The following is an 18,789-nucleotide window of genomic DNA, read 5'->3' on the forward strand; positions in this document are numbered from 1 at the left end:
TTTGTATGTTTAGTGTATTAACAAAATTAGGTTGGTTCTTTCGACAGCATTGGAAACGTTATACTGTTGCACTCGTATTGTTAGCTTTTGCTAATCTATTCGAAATAATTCCACCTTTTATTATTGGTTCAGCTATCGATCATATGTTTTTAGGAACGTTGACAGCATCCACATTGTTCTTATTTTTAGGTATCTTAGCTGTAGGTACAATTTTAAATTACGGAATCACCTATGTTTGGCAGTATCTATTATTTGGTGGAGCAATTGTCGTGGAGAAAATGCTGCGGTCACGCTTTATGAATCATTTATTAAAAATGACACCAACATTTTTTGAAAAAAATCGTACAGGGGATTTAATGGCAAGAGGAACAAATGATTTAAAGGCGATATCCACAACAGCGGGATTTGGTATTTTAACATTATTTGATTCTTCTTTATACATGTTAACAATACTGATCTCCATGGGATTCCTTGTATCTTGGAAATTAACATTGGCCGCAGTTCTACCGTTACCTATTCTTGCATGGATAATTACAGTACTTGGAAAGAAGATTCATGCAAAATTTATGTCCGCACAAAAAGCATTTGGGGATATGAATGATCGTGTTTTAGAATCTGTTGCTGGAGTGCGCGTAACTCGTGCATATGTACAAGAGAAAGCTAGTGAAGCAGATTTTCAACATATGACAGAGGATGTTTATGAGAAGAATATTAATGTAGCACGGATTGATGCATTATTTGGTCCGGCTACGAAAATTATTACAGGTATTAGTTATGTCATTGGTTTATCCTATGGGACGTATCTTGTTTTTCATCAACAAATCACACTAGGCCAACTTGTTTCCTTTAATGTTTATTTAGGGATGCTTATTTGGCCAATGTTTGCAATTGGTGAATTGATTAATGTCATGCAACGTGGAAATGCATCACTAGACCGAGTTCAAGAAACATTGAATTATGAAGAAGATGTAAAAGATCCAGATGCACCTACAGCAATTGAAAAGCCAGAATCTATAAGCTTTAAGGATGTTTCTTTCCGATATCCATCTTCCAAAACAGATAACCTGGCGAAGATTGATGTTGAAATCAATCGTGGAGATACGATTGGAATTGTAGGTAAAACTGGTAGTGGTAAAACGACTTTCGTCAAGCAACTTTTACGAGAATATCCATTAGGAAAAGGTGAGTTGTCAATATCTCAAGTAGGTATTGAAGAGCAGAAGATGGATCAAGTTCGCTCCTGGATTGGCTATGTTCCACAAGATCATGTGCTCTTTTCAAGAAGTGTTCGTGAAAATATTTTATTTGGAGACGAACATGCTACGGAAGAGGACCTGAAAGAGGCGATTCGTTTAGCCTATTTTGAAAAAGATTTAGAAATGCTTCCACAGGGTTTAGAAACACTAGTTGGTGAAAAAGGTGTAGCTTTATCTGGTGGTCAAAAACAAAGAATTTCTATTGCTCGAGCTTTAATTAAAAATCCTGAAATTCTAATATTGGATGATTCACTATCTGCAGTAGATGCGAAGACAGAGGCAAAAATCATCCAAAATATCAGAAGTGAAAGAGAAGGAAAAACCACCCTTATTACGACCCATCGATTATCAGCCGTCGAACATGCTAATTGGATTTTAGTTTTAGATGACGGGAAAGTCGTAGAGGAAGGAACGCATGCTGACCTAATAAGTAATAATGGCTGGTACAAAGAACAATATGATCGACAGCAAATTGAGGATTCACTCGCAGAGGAGGTGCATGCATAATGACTGGAAAGAGATTATTTAAATATGCTTTATTTTTTAAAGGTACGATTATTGCGGCACTAATTATGCTGACCTTGTCGGTTGCGACTGAGGTTTTGAGTCCATTCATCGCAAAAAAGTTAATTGATGAACATATTTTGGGGATAGAGGACCATTGGTTGCAAACGAGTCAAGAAGAATCTGCTGTTTTATATGATGGTAAATCGTATGTAAGAGAGCGTTATGCGGAGCAAGATAAGCTAATAGTAAATGGCAGTGCTGCTACGATTTTGCAAGTGAATAAAGGCTTTTATTTTATTGAAGGGGAAGTTCCTTTAAATGGGCAACGTTCTGTATCAGGTGATCAAATTACAATTACAAGTAACGGGGAGAAGGTTAGTTATAATGCTAAAAAACTCTCTATTTCTGAAACACTAGCCTTTTATAAGCCGGAAGTTCCAACAATTATAACGCTATTAATCTATTATTTTTCGTTATTTGTTATTTCAGCAATATTTGGTTATGGGCAATATTTCTATTTACAAAAAGCCGCAAACCGTATAATTCAAAAAATGCGAACAGATATTTTTTCACATATTCAGACTTTGCCTATTCGTTATTTTGATGATTTACCAGCAGGGAAAGTTGTGGCGCGAATTACGAACGATACCGAAGCTATTCGAGAGTTGTATGTCGCTGTATTAGCGAACTTCTTTACAGGTTTCATTTATATAATTGGTATTTATGTAGCGATGTTTGTATTAGATGTAAAGCTTGCCCTTATATGCATGCTACTATTACCGATTATGTTTATTTGGATGATTGTATATCGTAAATTTGCATCCAAGTACAACCGTGTCATTCGATCTAAAGTGAGTGAATTAAATGGAATGATAAACGAATCCATACAAGGGATGACGATTATTCAAGCATTTCGCCGAGAGAAGCAAATGAGTAAGGAATTTGAAGATTTAAATGAAACTCACTTCCGTTATGAGAAAAAGTTGCTAACATTAGATGCATTATCCTCTCATAACGTTGTAGGTGTTCTCAGGAATTTCGTATTTGTCGGCTTTATTTGGTACTTCGGAAGTGACGCATTAGGAGCACACTCTGTTATTACAATGGGTGTTCTCTATGCGTATGTAGATTATATTAACCGTCTATTTAATCCTGTTACAAATATTGTGACGCAATTCTCTAACTTAGAATCAGCTTTAATTGCTGGAGAGCGTGTATTTCGCCTTCTCGATGAAAAAGGGGAGGAAGTTAGTGCCGAAAGAATACAACGATATAAAGGTAACGTTAACTTTAACCATGTATACTTTGGCTATAAAGAAAATGAATATGTATTAAAAGATATCCATTTTGAGGCGAAGCAAGGGGAAACAATTGCACTCGTTGGTCATACAGGTTCAGGTAAGAGCTCGATTATGAATATATTATTCCGCTTTTATGATTGCAATAAAGGAGAAATCCTTATTGACGGTAAAAATATTCAAGAAATCCCGAAACAAACTTTACGAGATCACATGGGAATTGTTCTTCAGGATCCATATCTATTCACTGGAACAATCTTATCGAATGTTAGCTTAAATGACCCGCGTATATCTCGTGAAAAAGCCGAAGCAGCACTGAAAGCTGTTGGAGCAGACCGAGTGTTAAAGAATCTAGAAAAAGGTTATGACGAGCCGGTTGTGGAAAAGGGAAGCACCTTATCTTCAGGACAACGCCAGCTTATATCCTTCGCGCGTGCACTTGCTTTTGACCCTGCAATTTTAATACTTGACGAGGCAACATCAAGCATTGATACGGAAACAGAAGCAATTATTCAAGAAGCGATGGACGTCCTGAAAAAGGGAAGAACAACGTTTATCATTGCCCACCGTCTGTCTACAATTAAGAATGCAGACCAAATTCTAGTATTGGATCGTGGTACTATCGTAGAACGCGGCAACCATGATGAATTGATGGAGAAAAGAGGCAAATACTATCAAATGTATCAGCTTCAACAAGGCACTCCACAAATCGGTGCCTAAGCGTTAGGGTTCAGTCATTTATGACTGAACCCTTTTTAGTTAAACAAACGCTTGTTTAAAACAAACGTTTGATTTAATGGTTTGGGGTTTGTAGGCAGTTGAATCTCGTTCTGTATATGGGGTAAAAGAGGTGAAGGGGGCTTGGTGGCGAGTTCATCGTGCCCGGTTTGGGTTGGGAAAGGCGTAGGCGGTCACGTAGGGTCGTTCATCGTGCCCGGCTTTGGATGGAAATGGTGTAAGCGGTCACGTTGGAGTGTTCATCGTGCTCGGCTCTGGATGGAAATAGTGCAGGTGGTCACATTGGGTCGTTTATCGTGCCCGATTCCGGAAGAAAAAGCCTGATGTGGTCACGCAAGATCGTTCAACGTGCCCGTCTCCGGGAGAAAATGCTTGAGGTGGTCACGCAAGGCCGTTCATCGTGCCCGTCTCCGGGAGAAAAAGCCCGAGGTGGTTACGCAAGAACGTCCAACGTGCCCGTCTCCGGGAGAAAAAGCCCGAGGTGGTTACGCAAGAACGTCCAACGTGCCCGCCTCCAGAAGAAAAAGCCCGAGGTGGTTACGCAAGAACGTCCAACGTGCCCGCCTCTAGAAGAAAAAGCCAGAGGTGGTCAAGCAAGGCCGTTCATCTTGCCCGTCTCCGGGAGAAAAAGCCCGAGGTGGTCACGTAGGGTGGTTCATCGTTCCCACCTCCGAAAGAAAAAGCCCGAGTCGGTCACGCAAGATCGTTCATCATGACCGGCTTTGGATGGAAATGGTGTAGGCGGTCACATTGGGTCGTTCATCGTGCCCATCTCCGAGAGAAAAAGCCCGAAGCGGTCACGCAAGGCCGTTCATCGTGCCCGTCTCCGGGAGAAAAAGCCCGAGGTGGTTACGCAAGAACGTCCAACGTGCCCGCCTCTAGAAGAAAAAGCCAGAGGTGGTCAAGCAAGGCCGTTCATCGTGCCCGTCTCCGGGAGAAAAAGCCCGAGGTGGTCACGCAAGGCCGTTCATCGTGCCCGTCTCCGGGAGAAAAAGCCCGAGGTGGTTACGCAAGAACGTCCAACGTACCCGCCTCCAGAAGAAAAAGCCAGAGGTGGTCACGCAAGAACGTTCAATGTGCCCGCCTCCGGAAGAAATAGACGGAGGAGGTCACGCAAAATTATCCCGGTACCCAGCCCCAGATAAAAATTGCCAAAGCGGTCACGATAAAAGATCCCACATCCCCTTAAAACCACAAAAAAGATGGAACAGGTCATGCTGGAGAATCCAACGTCCCTCTTCCAATAAAAAGAGAGGAGGTAACATGGAAATGTCTCCTTATCCCACATGCAAAGTTTAAAAGCAACTAAGGGCATGTAAGAAGACTTCTCCAGATCCCTCCTTTTTTAAATAACTCCTTATTTAAATACGTAATAAGTATGTCTACCTTTCTTAATCATTCTCATATTTCTCGCTAATATTCTTCGAATTGTTTTCTTGGAAATGATATCACCACACCAATGTTGAATGTGAGAAGTTGTTATCTTCTTATGAGGAAACAATTTCACGAATTCAATAATACTCCGCTTTAGTGCTAAATCTACGTCTTCGATTGCACCACAGGTTTTACAAATAAGCCTTCGATATGGGATAGGGCTGAAGATACTGGAACAGTTCGTGCAAATTATTCCTTTCCTTAATTCTTCATATTCATATTCAGGCAATTTTTCATTGGATGATCGATTGAGTTTGTTACTAATAAAATGGTTTGCTAAATCACTATGATGTTGTCCTAAGTTAAAGGTCACTGCATTTAACTTATCGATAAAACGGTTAACTTGTGTTGGAAAAATAATGGGAGCATCTAAAGGTGCATTATATAGGTGGAATTCGGGGTTAATGAAGATAGCATAAGGTTCGATGGAAAAGTGGAAATTGGACTGTTGTAAGAAGTTTCCGAGTAATATTTCACTTCTCTTTAACTGATGGAGTGGATTTCGTATTTCTTTCCCAGATGAAAGTACATACCAGCTGTCATTTTGAATATAAAAGTCATCATTATTATTTTTTACTTCGAGCGGATAGATTGTTTCTTTTCCTATTAGTAGAAAGTCAATTTGGAATTCATTGTTGTTGGCACTTAAAAGAAGGTTGTTGAGGAGTAGATAATTTGGGGATAATTGCTTTTTCAGTACTTCTAACATTCTTAATTCACCTTCATATCCTTTCTGGAGATTGTAAAATTGTGTTTTTTGAGGAGGTAAGAGGTTGGTTCGGTGTTGCAAATACGTTAATAATTCTAATTCGTACGGTGGGGAGTGATTAATTGATTGCATGGGCATTATCCTTTCTATTAATAATCGTATCTAGGATAACATGGTGGGTAGAAAATTCAAACTATTAAATAGCAGTGATTTTATAAAATATTAATCTTGCACAATCCACATAAATATGTATAATATTCTAGAGTTAAAAGTAAACAATAAGTTTAGTATTTGTATACTACATTGACTTATGGTTTACATATACTAAACATTAACGGAAGGTGTGAAGTATGCGAATAGGTAAGAAAATAAAGAACTTAAGATTAAAAAAAGGATTAACACAAGAAGAGTTGGGTGAGAGGACGGACTTGAGCAAGGGGTATATTTCACAACTTGAAAGAGATTTAAGTTCACCTTCGATTGAAACGTTTTTCTCTATTCTAGAGGTACTAGGTTGCACACCGAAGCAATTTTTCGATGAGGAAGAAAGAGAGCAAAAAGTAGTATATAGAGAAGAAGATCAGACAGAATACATAGATGAAGAGAAGGGTTACGAAATAAAATGGCTTGTGCCCGAATCGAATGAAATGGAAATGGAACCAATCTATTTAACACTCGAAGAAAAAGGTGAATTTAAGCAGTTTGAACCATCCTTATCTGAGACCTTTGCTTATGTTTTAAAAGGGAAAATTATGATTACGTTAGGAAAACAAACTTATTATGCCGTAAGTGGTGAATCTATTTATTTTCAGGCTTCTGAACAACATCAGATTAGTAATGTTCATAATGGTCGAACAGAGCTTATATTAATCGCTACAGATTCCTATTTATAGCAGTTTGGAGGATGAAAGATGACAGAAACAACTATCATTCGCTTTGAAAATGTGTCAAAGCAATTTGATGATACAACTATTTTAGATAATGTCAGTTTTGAAATTGAACGCGGTAAGTTTTACACACTACTTGGGCCATCTGGGTGTGGGAAAACAACGATATTAAGATTAATTGCAGGCTTTATTGAACCGACAAAAGGTACGATTTACATAAATGACAAGAAAGTTAATAAAGTTCCTGCAAATGAGCGACAAGTTAATACCGTCTTCCAAGACTACGCGCTATTTCCACATTTAAATGTATATGAAAATGTAGCATTTGGGCTGCGCATCAAAAAGATGAAAAAGAATGTTATTGATGAAAAGGTAAAAGAAGCATTAAAGTTTGTAAATTTAGAAGGATATGAGAATCGTGAAATTACGGAGATGTCTGGTGGTCAGCGTCAACGTGTAGCGATTGCACGTGCAATTGTAAACGAACCAGAGGTAATTCTACTGGACGAACCACTATCAGCACTAGACTTGAAATTACGAACAGAAATGCAGTATGAACTTCGCGAATTACAACGTCGACTAGGTATTACCTTTATCTTTGTTACTCATGATCAAGAGGAAGCTTTGGCAATGTCAGATGAAATCTTCGTCATTAATAAAGGTAAAATTCAACAAAGTGGGACGCCTACTGATATATATGATGAACCTATTAACCGCTTTGTTGCAGACTTTATCGGAGAGTCTAATATTATTAAAGGCAAAATGATGAAGGATTTCTTAGTAGAATTCGCTGGAAAACAGTTCGAATGTGTCGATCAAGGGTTAAATGAAAACGAGGCGGTTGAAATTGTAATTAGACCTGAGGATTTAGAAATTTCCGTGAAAGAAAAAGCTAATTTACACGTGCGTGTCGATAGTCAACTCTTTAGAGGAGTTCATTATGAAATTTGTTGTTTTGACGAGTTAGGAAATGAATGGCTTGTTCATTCCACTAAAAAAGCAGAGATTGGCCAAGAAATCGGTTTACGCTTCGACCCTGAAGCAATTCACGTCATGCGCCTTGGTGAAACAGAAGAAGAATTTGATAAACGATTGGAATCATACGATGAGGTAAGTCAATGAAAACACGTAATTTCTACCTAATTCCGTATGTGCTTTGGATAGCACTATTTGTTGTTACACCAATCATTCTTGTGGGCTATTATTCATTCTTTGATATCGAAGGTAATTTTACTTTAACCAATTATCAAAAATTCTTCACACCAATTTATTTAAAAATGACACTTAGCTCTTTTTGGTATGCATTGCTTATTACAATTTTTACTTTGTTAATTGCATATCCAACGGCGTATTTCCTAACGAAAGCAAAGCATCGACAACTATGGCTTTTACTTATTATTTTGCCATCGTGGATTAATTTGCTTCTAAAGGCTTATGCGTTCTTAGGCATATTTGGAGCATATGGTCCAGCGAACCAATTTTTAGACTTTATTGGTATTGGATCAAGACAAATATTATTTACCGATTTTAGCTTTATTTTTGTAGCAGTATATATCTTTATTCCATTTATGATTTTACCAATTTATAATTCATTAGAAAAAATGAATACATCACTAATTGATGCGGCTAATGATTTAGGAGCATCACAATGGACTACCTTTAGACGTGTTATTTTTCCATTAACATTGGATGGAGTTAAGTCTGGATGTCAGGCTGTATTTATTCCGGCATTATCCTTGTTTATGATTACACGACTCATTTCCGGAAACCGAGTAATTACTCTCGGTACTGCAATTGAGCAACATTTCTTAGTAACACAGGATTGGGGAATGGGGTCAACAATTGCTGTATTCTTGATTATTATCATGGCTGTCATCATGATTGTTACAGGTAAACGAAAACGAGGTGATTTGGCAAGATGAGAGGAAATAAATTAGGGAAAGTATATTTAATACTCGTTTTTGTTGTTCTATATGCACCAATATTTTATTTAATGTTTTATTCATTTAATAGCGGAGAATCCATGAGAGGTTTTGAAGGATTTACGTTAGATTGGTATAAAGAGGTATTTCAGGATACAAGGTTAATTATTATCGCATTGAATACGTTAATAATTGCGCTCTTATCTGCTACTATATCGACGATCCTAGGAGTATTTGGGGCACTTGCAATTTCTTATGTGAAAAGAAGGCAAGCACGGAATACATTAGAAACACTTAATAACGTATTAATTGTTAGTCCAGATGTAATTATTGGTGCGTCTTTCTTAATTCTATTTACGATTATTGGGATTAAGCTTGGTTTTACCTCTGTCTTACTATCCCATATTGCGTTTAGTGTACCAATAGTTGTAATTATGGTATTACCGAAACTTCAAGAGATGAGTTCCTCTCTGATATACGCAGCCCGTGATTTAGGAGCTTCGAACTGGGATGTGTTATCAAAGGTAATTTTACCATATATTACACCAGGTATTTTTGCTGGCTTTTTCATGGCGTTAACATATTCACTTGATGATTTTGCTGTTACATTTTTTGTAACAGGTAATGGTTTCTCTACTTTATCTGTAGAAATTTATTCTCGTGCTCGACAAGGGATTTCATTGGAAATTAATGCATTATCAACGCTTATTTTCCTAGTAACGTTAGCACTTGTCATTGGCTACTATATGATTAATCAGCGTCAAGGAAAATCTATTGCAGCAGGAGTGAGGAAATCATGAGTAAACTAGTCCGTGTATTTATTCTATTATTCATTGTTTCCTTTGCTCTAATCTATCTCGTTAACAGTATGAATAGTTCACAAGGATATACAAGTGGAAACACACTGAATGTGTATAACTGGGGAGAATATATTGATCCAGATTTAATTAATAAGTTTGAGCAGGAAACAGGAATAAAAGTGATATATGAAACGTTTGATTCAAACGAAGCAATGATGATGAAAGTTTCACAAGGTGGTACTGCATATGATATAGCTGTACCTTCCGAATATACGATAAGTAAAATGAACGAAGAAGGATTATTAATCCCACTTGATCATGAGAAGTTACCAAATTTAAAGCATATTAATGAGAATTTCATGGATTTATCTTTCGATCCTGATAATAAGTATTCCGTTCCATATTTTTGGGGTACTGTTGGTATTGTTTATAACCCAAAAATGCTTGATGGGAGAGAATTTACAAGTTGGAATGATCTTTGGGACCCTGAATTAAAAAATCAAATTTTACTAGTTGATGGGGCTAGAGAAGTTATAGGAATGGGATTAAATAGTCTGCATTACTCTTTAAATGATACAAATAAGGAACATTTACAAGAGGCAAAGGCAAAACTAGATGAGCTAACTCCTAATATTAAAGCAATCATTGGTGATGAAATTAAATTACTCATCGCGAATGAAGAAGCTGCAATTGGTGTTGTTTGGTCAGGTGAGGCTGCCGATATTATGTGGGAAAATGAAGATCTTAACTATGTTGTACCGGAAGAAGGATCTAATTTATGGTTCGACAATATGGTAATCCCGTCATCTGCAAAGAATGTAGATGGTGCACACCAATTTATTAATTTTATGTTGGATCCAGAGAATGCAGCTCAAAACGCAGAATATGTAGGATATTCAACGCCTAATAAAAGTGCTCTAGAGTATTTACCTGAAGAAATAACAGAGGATGAACGCTTTTATCCAGATGAAGAGCTTACGGAAAGACTGGAAGTGTACGATAACTTAGGAAAAAGAATGCTTGCTTACTATAATGAATTATTTTTAGAATTTAAAATGCATCGAAAATAACGAAGAAAAGTCACTTAATTTCCTTCCTATATAAGGAAGGAAATAGTTAGGTGGCTTTTCACATTTAATTGGTAAAAAAAGTTTGTAAAAAATTCATAAATTTTGAAAGCTTGATTTAAAAGAAATGAAAACGGATACAGTAAAATTCATTATTTTTAACTGATAAAACATTCTGAAAATCACTTGACGTTTTCCCAATACCGCGGTAACATTGAAACAATTTAATAAATCAAAACTACCAGAATAATAAATACTTAACGAAAGGGGCGAATAGTAATGAGTGAACAATTAATCTTCCTTGACGGTCGATTTGTCAAAAAAGAAGATGCCGTTATTTCAGTGTATGATCATGGGTTCCTCTACGGAGATGGAGTCTTCGAAGGAATTAGGTCATACAGCGGAAATGTTTTTCGTTTAGACGAACATTTATCACGCCTATATGATTCGGCGAAGTCCATCATGTTAACCATTCCATACACGAAAGAGGAGATGACTAACATTGTTGTTGAAACACTCCGCCAGAACGATTTGCGAGATGGCTATATTCGCCTCGTCGTTTCACGGGGAGCAGGTAATTTAGGATTAGATCCTCGTAACTGTGCTAAAGCATCTGTAGTAGTTATTGCTGAACCACTCAGTATCTATCCTAAAGAACTTTATGAAACTGGGCTCGAAATCGTGACCGTGGCGACAAGAAGAAATCGTTCTGATGTTCTTAGTCCGATGGTCAAATCGCTTAACTATTTAAATAATATTTTAGTGAAAATTGAAGCGAATCTTGCAGGAGCACCAGAAGCATTAATGTTGAATGACCAAGGCTATGTTGCAGAAGGTTCTGCAGATAATATATTTATTGTAAAAGATAACAAGTTATACACACCTCCAGGCCATGTTGGGGCACTAGTAGGGATTACGAGAAATGCTATTATCGACCTTGCTAGAGTTAAAGGGTATGAAGTGTCGGAATCAGTATTTACTCGACATGATGTGTACACAGCAGATGAAGTATTCTTAACCGGAACAGCTGCAGAGGTAATTGCAGTAAGTAAGGTGGATGGACGGGTAATTGGTGATGGTAACCCAGGACCAATTACGAAAGAACTGTTAGTAGATTTCAGAGAACTAACTGTAACTGATGGAGTGAAAGTATTCGACCAAACTTTACATGTTAGCTGAAATAGAAAATGTTCAGTAGACCCGGGAAAATCGAACCAGGAGTTGTAATAAAATGAGAAGTGACATGATAAAAAAAGGAATCGATCGTGCTCCACATCGCAGTCTTTTATATGCGACAGGGATTAAAACGAAAGATTTAGAGAAACCATTTATTGGGGTTTGTAATTCATATATTGATATAATTCCAGGACATAAGCATTTAAATGTCTTTGCAGAAGTTGTAAAAGAAGCAATTTGGGAAGCAGGTGGAGTCCCATTCGAATTCAACACAATTGGGGTTGATGATGGGATTGCAATGGGGCATGTCGGTATGCGATATTCCTTGCCAAGTCGGGAGCTAATTGCTGACTCAGCAGAAACAGTTATTAATGCGCATTGGTTTGATGGAGTATTCTACATTCCGAACTGTGATAAAATCACACCAGGAATGTTAATGGCAGCATTTAGAACAAATGTCCCATCTATCTTCGTTACAGGAGGTCCAATGGAAGGGGGAGTCTCTTCTGAAGGTGAACCTTTAACTTTGACATCTGTTTTCGAAGGTGTTGGTGCATTTCACGCAGGAAAAATGTCTGCGGAGAAACTTCTTGATATTGAGCAAAACGCTTGTCCTACATGTGGATCATGTTCAGGTATGTTTACAGCGAATTCCATGAACTCTTTAATGGAAATGTTAGGATTAACACTACCAGGAAACGCAACAATTGTTGCAACATCTGATGAGCGCCATCAATTAATCAAAGAAGCTGCAAAACATTTAATCCGTATGGTAAAAGAAGATGTCAAACCACGTGATTTAGTAACAGAAAGAACTATCGATGACGCTTTTGCATTAGACATGGCAATGGGCGGGTCGACAAACACAGTTCTTCATACTTTAGCAATTGCGAATGAAGCAGGACTAGATTATGACTTATCACGTATTAATAAAGTAGCAGAGCGAGTACCTTATTTAGCGAAAATTGCACCTGCATCAGACTATACAATGCAAGATATCCATAATGCTGGTGGTATAAGTGCAATTATCCGTGAGCTTTGTGAAATTGGAGCTATTGAAAAGGATAGAATGACAGTCACTGGTAAAACTGTATACGAGAATGTAAAAGATGCAGAAATTAAGAATCCAAATGTGATTAGGCCGAATGATAATCCGTATAGCCCTGTTGGTGGTCTTTCTATATTATATGGAAACATCGCTCCAGAAGGTGGAGTTATCAAAGTAGGTGCAGTTGATCCATCTATTAAAACTTTCCGTGGTACAGCAATTGTGTTTGAGTCTCAGGAAGATGCACAAGAAGGTATTAATAATGGAACAGTAAAAGAAGGTCATGTTGTTGTTATTCGTTATGAAGGGCCGAAAGGTGGTCCGGGAATGCCAGAGATGCTTGCTCCAACAGCAGCAATTGCAGGAAGAGGCCTAGGAACAAAAGTTGCGCTAATAACTGACGGACGTTTCTCAGGTGCATCAAGAGGTATCTCTATAGGTCATATTTCTCCAGAAGCTGCAGACGGAGGACCGATTGCTTTAGTAGAAGATGGGGATGAAATCAATATCGATCTCATTAATCGTACCATCGAATTAAATGTATCGGATGATGTTTTAGAAGAGCGACAAAAGCAACTGAAACCATTTGAACCAAAAATTAAAACAGGTTATTTAGCAAGATATTCAAAACTTGTCACATCTGCCAGCACTGGTGGTATAATGAAAATATAAATATTCCGAAAGCTATGAAGAGGAAAAAGTAAATGGAGTTCTGTATTACCAGAGAGCCGGAACTGCTGGAAACCGGCAATGCAGCCATCTACGACATCGCCTTGGAGCATGGACCAGGAACGCGAAAGCAATTATGGGTTCACGGGGGTTTAAAGTCCCCGTTATCAGAGAGCATCAGCTCATGAGGCAGTAAGTAATTACTGTGAAGTAGGGTGGTACCATGAAAGTTTTTTCATCCCTGCATAAAAGGTTCTCCTTTTGTGTGGGCTGGAAAAACTTTTTTATTTTAAACGCGAAAGCAATTAAGTAGACAATAGCCTTTGGATTATTAATAATTTACCAAAAATTAATGGATAAAATCGTATAAATACGATATTTATAAAATAATGAAAAAAAGGAAAGGTAGGCGCTTGCGGTGAGTATGGGATTTCCACTAGGAGCAAACAACCATAAGTCTGACACGGCCATTAAGGAACGAGTGAAAACTGGAGCTGACCTATTTATTGAGGCACTACAAAAAGAAAATGTTGAAGTTATGTTTGGCTATCCAGGAGGAGCTGCACTGCCTATCTATGATGCATTGCACAAAAATCCAATCAAGCATATTTTAACAAGACATGAACAAGGTGCCATTCATGCTGCTGAAGGTTATGCTAGAGTTACTGGAAAGCCAGGTGTTGTACTTGCAACTTCTGGACCAGGAGCAACGAACCTAGTAACTGGTATTGCAGATGCCATGATGGACTCACTACCACTTGTAGTCTTCACAGGTCAGGTCGCAAGCTCGGCGCTTGGAACAGACGCGTTTCAAGAATCGGATATTGTTGGTATTACGATGCCAATTACAAAACATAATTACCAAGTAAAAAGAATTGAAGATTTAGGGCGTATCATTAAAGAAGCATTCTATATTGCTACAACTGGAAGACCCGGACCGGTTTTAATCGATATTCCAAAAGATGTTGCTTCACAAGAGGTATCAAAAGTTTTACCAGAAGCAACTGTCAATTTACCAGGATATCAACCAACAACACAACCAAATTATTTGCAAATACAGAAACTAGTAAAGGCAATGGAAAGTGCGAAGAAACCATTGATTCTAGCTGGTGCTGGAGTACTATTTGCGAAAGGGTCAGATTATTTAAAACAATTTGTAGAAAAAACAGGCTATCCTATTACGAATACGTTACTAGGTCTCGGAACAATTCCAGGTGACCATCCACAATTCCTAGGGATGGCTGGCATGCACGGAACATATACGTCGAATATGGCGATAACTGAGTGTGATTTGTTAATCAATATTGGTGCACGATTTGATGATCGATTAACTGGTAATTTGAAATACTTTGCGCCAAATGCAACAGTTGCTCATATTGATATCGATCCAGCGGAGATAGGCAAGAATGTTCCAACTGCTATTCCAATTGTTGGAGACGCAAAGGTAGTATTGGAAGAACTATTAAAACTAGAACTTGAAATTCCTGATATTTCTGCGTGGAGTGAGCATTTAAAGGAGAATAAGGAAAAATATCCATACAAACAGCCATCATCGCCAGAAAATTCACTTTCTTCACCACATGTAATTAAAATGATTCATGATTTAACAGGTGGCGATGCGATTGTAACTACTGACGTTGGTCAGCATCAAATGTGGGCTGCACAGTATTACGGATTTAATGGACCAAATAATTGGGTTACTTCTGGTGGATTAGGAACAATGGGATTTGGTTTCCCATCAGCTATCGGAGCTCAATTGGCTCATCCAGATCAAACAGTAGTTGCTGTTACTGGTGACGGTGGTTTCCAAATGACACTTCAAGAACTATCTGTTATTAAAGAACTTAATCTACCAGTGAAAATAGTTATTTTAAACAATCAATTTCTTGGTATGGTTAGACAGTGGCAAGAAACATTTTATGAAAAACGTTATTCTCATTCCATCATGTCAGAACAGCCTGATTTTGTTAAGTTAGCTGATGCATATGGAATTAAAGGATATAGAGCTTCAAATGAACAGGAAGCGAAGGCAGTATTTGAAGAAGCTTTCAACATCCCTGAACCAGTACTAATCGATTGTCGGGTAATTCAAGAAGAAAATGTTTATCCAATGGTAGCACCAGGAAAAGGGCTACATGAAATGTTGGGGGTGGGAGAATGAAACGCGTTGTTACTGTAACAGTTAATAATAATCCAGGAGTTTTAAACAGAATTACTGGATTATTTGCAAAACGACAATTTAACATCGAAAGTATTACAGTAGGACCAACTTTGAATCCGGCAATATCAAAGATGACTTTCATTGTTCCGATGGATGATCCCGCGAAAATGGAACAGCTTTTAAAACAATTACAAAAGCAAATTGATGTATTAAAAGTATCTGACATCACAGATAAATCAATCGTGACACGTGAATTAGCACTAATTAAAGTTCAATGTCCACCAGCAGTTCGAAGTGAAGTATATAGCATTATCGAACCGTTTAGAGCAACTGTAATCGATATGGGGAAAAATATGATTACGGTACAAATTACTGGTGAACCAGACAAAGTTGACGCATTTATGGAGTTGTTAAAGCCTTATGGCATTAAAGATATATCAAGAACAGGTGTAACTGCATTTGTTCGCGAACATCAAAAACAAGATACACAACAACTATCAATCATTCAATTATAAGAGGAGATGGACTAAAAATGGCAAAAGTATACTATAACAATGAAATCAATGAACAGGAATTACAAGGAAAGAAAATCGCAGTATTAGGATATGGATCTCAAGGTCATGCTCATGCAACTAACTTAAAAGAAAGTGGTTTTAATGTAGTAGTTGGTGTAAGACCTGGTAAATCTTTCGATCAAGCAGTAGAAGACGGTCATGAAGTAGTAACAGTAAGAGAAGCAGCTGCACAAGCAGATATCATCATGGTATTGCTTCCAGATGAAAGACAAACAGCAGTATATGAAAATGAAATTAAACCTGAGCTATCTGCAGGTAAAGCACTAGTATTTGCTCATGGATTTAACGTACATTTCAGCCAAATCGTACCTCCAGCTGATGTTGACGTATTCCTAGTAGCTCCTAAAGGACCAGGACACCTAGTTCGTCGTACATTCCAACAAGGTGCAGGTGTACCAGCATTATTCGCAATCTATCAAGATGCTACTGGTAAAGCAAGAGATATAGCACTAGCTTATGCAAAAGGTATTGGAAGTGCACGTGCAGGTGTGTTAGAAACTACGTTCAAAGAAGAAACAGAAACAGATCTATTTGGAGAGCAAGCAGTACTTTGTGGTGGAACAACTGCACTAGTAAAAGCTGGTTTCGAAACTTTAGTAGAAGCAGGATATCAACCAGAAGTTGCATACTTTGAATGCTTACATGAACTAAAATTAATCGTGGATCTAATGTATGAAGATGGTCTTGCTGGTATGCGTTACTCTATTTCAGACACAGCTCAATGGGGTGATTTCGTATCAGGTCCACGTGTAATTGATGCAAGTGTTAAAGAACGTATGAAAGACGTATTGGATGATATCCAAACAGGTAAGTTTGCAAAAGGTTGGTTGCTAGAAAACCAATTGAATCGTCCAGAATTCAATGCTATTAACCAACGTGAAAGCGAACATCTAATTGAGAAAGTAGGTCAAGAACTCCGCGAAATGATGCCGTTTGTTAAAGCTGGCAAAAAACAAAATAACAAGGAAGTGGTTGGTAGTGCGAAAAATTGATTTCTATGATACCACCTTGCGAGATGGAGAGCAGTCTCCCGGAGTAAATTTAAATACTGCAGAAAAATTAGAGATTGCAAAACAACTAGAGCGCCTAGGGATGGATGTAATTGAGGCGGGTTTTCCCGCCGCCTCCCCTGGTGATTTAGATGCAGTAAGAAAAATTGCCTCAACTATCAAAAATTCTTCCGTTACAGCTCTTGCACGCTGTGTAAAATCAGATATAGATGCTGCTTGGGAAGCATTAAAAGTGGCGGAGTGTCCTAGAATTCATATATTTCTAGCAACATCAGATATACACATGAAATATAAGCTAAAACAAACACCTGAACAGGTAGTTAATACTGCAGTTGAAATGATTAAATATGCGAAGTCACTTTTCCCAGTCGTACAATGGTCAGCAGAGGACGCATTTAGATCAGATCGTGCCTTTCTTGCCCATATTGTAGAGCAAGCAATCAATGCTGGAGCATCCATCATTAATATTCCTGATACTGTAGGTTATGCTACACCAAAGGAATATGGTGAATTATTTAAATATTTAAAAGAAAATGTTCCTAATATTAACCAAGTAAAACTTTCGGCTCACTGTCATGATGACTTAGGAATGGCAGTCGCAAATACATTAGCAGCAATTGAAAATGGTGCAGATCAAGTGGAAGGTACCATTAACGGAATAGGAGAAAGAGCAGGTAACGTCGCTTTAGAAGAAGTGGCGGTGGCGCTCTATACTCGTAAAGATTTTTATAATATTCAATCAAATCTAACATTAAATGAAATTAAACGTTCTAGTCAATTAGTAAGTCAATTAACAGGAATGGTTATTCAACCTAATAAGGCTGTAGTTGGTAAAAATGCATTTGCTCATGAATCAGGGATTCATCAGGATGGTGTATTAAAAGAGCCAACAACATATGAAATTATTACTCCTGAATTAATCGGAGAAGCGTCAAATAATCTTGTTTTAGGAAAACACTCTGGCCGTCATGCATTCCAAGACCGTGCAAAATTAATGGGATTTGATCTTGATCAAGAAGCACTTAACAATGCATTTAAGGAATTTAAGAAGCTGGCAGATCGTAAAAAAGAAATTACAACAGAGGATTTGTGGACGATATTAACAAACCAACAATTGAAAGATTCTGAGGCTGCTATCTATGAATTAGAATCTGTTGAAGTTCAATATGTCTCCGCAAATACACCTTCAGCTACTGTAAAAGTGAAGACACCTGAAAATGAAGTTGTCGAAGCAACAACAACAGGAGCAGGAAGTGTAGAAGCTATCTTTAACGCCCTTGAAAAAGTTGTGGATGGTACAGTTCATGTTCTTGATTATCGTGTTTCATCCATCGGTAAAGGAAGAGATGCGTTAGCTGAGGCAGTTATTAATTTGACGTTTAATAATGAAGAACTAACTGGACGTGATGCGGCACAAGACGTTCTAGAAGCCTCTGCTAAAGCGTATTTGAACGCAGTAAACCGTAGCTTATTACAAATTCATATAAAACAAATGATTGGAACCATTTAGTATCGTTTAGAGTTATAAGGAG

At 37.8% G+C, this 18,789-nt stretch carries 14 protein-coding genes; 13 read left to right on the forward strand and 1 reads right to left on the reverse strand.

Going from position 1 to position 18,789, the window contains the following annotated elements:
- Positions 1-5 precede the first annotated feature (5 nt).
- Both ACFPM4_RS11495 and ACFPM4_RS11500 read left to right on the forward strand, forming a co-directional pair.
- Positions 6-1,763: an ABC transporter ATP-binding protein gene (locus ACFPM4_RS11495; protein WP_382351618.1), complete on the forward strand. Its 1,758-nt coding sequence runs from the start codon at positions 6-8 to the stop codon at positions 1,761-1,763.
- Positions 1,763-3,781: an ABC transporter ATP-binding protein gene (locus ACFPM4_RS11500; protein WP_382351621.1), complete on the forward strand. Its 2,019-nt coding sequence runs from the start codon at positions 1,763-1,765 to the stop codon at positions 3,779-3,781. Before ACFPM4_RS11495 ends, ACFPM4_RS11500 begins: the two co-directional genes overlap by 1 nt.
- 1,375 nt (positions 3,782-5,156) lie before the next feature.
- On the opposite strand, the gene ACFPM4_RS11505 is transcribed toward ACFPM4_RS11500, so the two are convergent.
- A complete protein-coding gene (locus ACFPM4_RS11505) occupies positions 5,157-6,080 on the reverse strand; it encodes an NERD domain-containing protein (protein WP_382351624.1) in 924 nt (307 codons plus the stop codon).
- A 212-nt stretch (positions 6,081-6,292) separates the two neighbouring features.
- On the opposite strand from ACFPM4_RS11505, the gene ACFPM4_RS11510 reads away from it, so the two are divergent.
- The 11 genes from ACFPM4_RS11510 to ACFPM4_RS11560 all read left to right on the forward strand — a co-directional run bounded on the left by ACFPM4_RS11510 (position 6,293) and on the right by ACFPM4_RS11560 (position 18,767).
- Positions 6,293-6,835, forward strand: a complete 543-nt coding sequence (locus tag ACFPM4_RS11510; protein WP_144919504.1) for a helix-turn-helix domain-containing protein — start codon at positions 6,293-6,295, stop codon at positions 6,833-6,835.
- Positions 6,836-6,853: 18 nt separating this feature from the next.
- Positions 6,854-7,951, forward strand: coding sequence for an ABC transporter ATP-binding protein (locus ACFPM4_RS11515; RefSeq protein ID WP_382351627.1), 1,098 nt, complete (start codon positions 6,854-6,856; stop codon positions 7,949-7,951).
- Positions 7,948-8,751 (forward strand): ABC transporter permease, encoded by an 804-nt coding sequence (locus tag ACFPM4_RS11520; RefSeq protein WP_144919502.1) that lies wholly within the window; start codon positions 7,948-7,950, stop codon positions 8,749-8,751. The genes ACFPM4_RS11515 and ACFPM4_RS11520 overlap by 4 nt, the downstream gene beginning before the upstream one ends.
- Complete coding sequence (locus ACFPM4_RS11525) at positions 8,748-9,551, forward strand: ABC transporter permease (protein WP_144919501.1); 804 nt, start codon at positions 8,748-8,750, stop codon at positions 9,549-9,551. Before ACFPM4_RS11520 ends, ACFPM4_RS11525 begins: the two co-directional genes overlap by 4 nt.
- Positions 9,548-10,621, forward strand: coding sequence for an ABC transporter substrate-binding protein (locus ACFPM4_RS11530; protein ID WP_382351631.1), 1,074 nt, complete (start codon positions 9,548-9,550; stop codon positions 10,619-10,621). Before ACFPM4_RS11525 ends, ACFPM4_RS11530 begins: the two co-directional genes overlap by 4 nt.
- A gap of 276 nt (positions 10,622-10,897) precedes the next feature.
- Positions 10,898-11,797 (forward strand): branched-chain-amino-acid transaminase, encoded by a 900-nt coding sequence (gene ilvE, locus ACFPM4_RS11535; RefSeq protein WP_382351634.1) that lies wholly within the window; start codon positions 10,898-10,900, stop codon positions 11,795-11,797.
- Between the two features lie 52 nt (positions 11,798-11,849).
- Positions 11,850-13,514, forward strand: a complete 1,665-nt coding sequence (gene ilvD, locus ACFPM4_RS11540) for a dihydroxy-acid dehydratase (RefSeq protein ID WP_382351637.1) — start codon at positions 11,850-11,852, stop codon at positions 13,512-13,514.
- Positions 13,515-13,935: 421 nt separating this feature from the next.
- The gene (ilvB, locus tag ACFPM4_RS11545; protein ID WP_382351640.1) at positions 13,936-15,672 is read left to right on the forward strand and encodes an acetolactate synthase large subunit; all 1,737 of its coding nucleotides are present in this window, start codon (positions 13,936-13,938) and stop codon (positions 15,670-15,672) included.
- Positions 15,669-16,187: an acetolactate synthase small subunit gene (gene ilvN, locus ACFPM4_RS11550; RefSeq protein WP_382351643.1), complete on the forward strand. Its 519-nt coding sequence runs from the start codon at positions 15,669-15,671 to the stop codon at positions 16,185-16,187. Before ilvB ends, ilvN begins: the two co-directional genes overlap by 4 nt.
- A 17-nt stretch (positions 16,188-16,204) precedes the next feature.
- On the forward strand, positions 16,205-17,239 hold the full coding sequence (gene ilvC, locus ACFPM4_RS11555; RefSeq protein ID WP_144919496.1) for a ketol-acid reductoisomerase: 1,035 nt from the start codon (positions 16,205-16,207) through the stop codon (positions 17,237-17,239).
- Complete coding sequence (locus ACFPM4_RS11560) at positions 17,226-18,767, forward strand: 2-isopropylmalate synthase (protein WP_382351647.1); 1,542 nt, start codon at positions 17,226-17,228, stop codon at positions 18,765-18,767. The genes ilvC and ACFPM4_RS11560 overlap by 14 nt, the downstream gene beginning before the upstream one ends.
- Positions 18,768-18,789 lie beyond the last annotated feature (22 nt).

The organism is Lederbergia graminis, assembly GCF_042655485.1.
Classification (GTDB): Bacteria; Bacillota; Bacilli; order Bacillales; family Bacillaceae_C; genus Lederbergia; species Lederbergia graminis.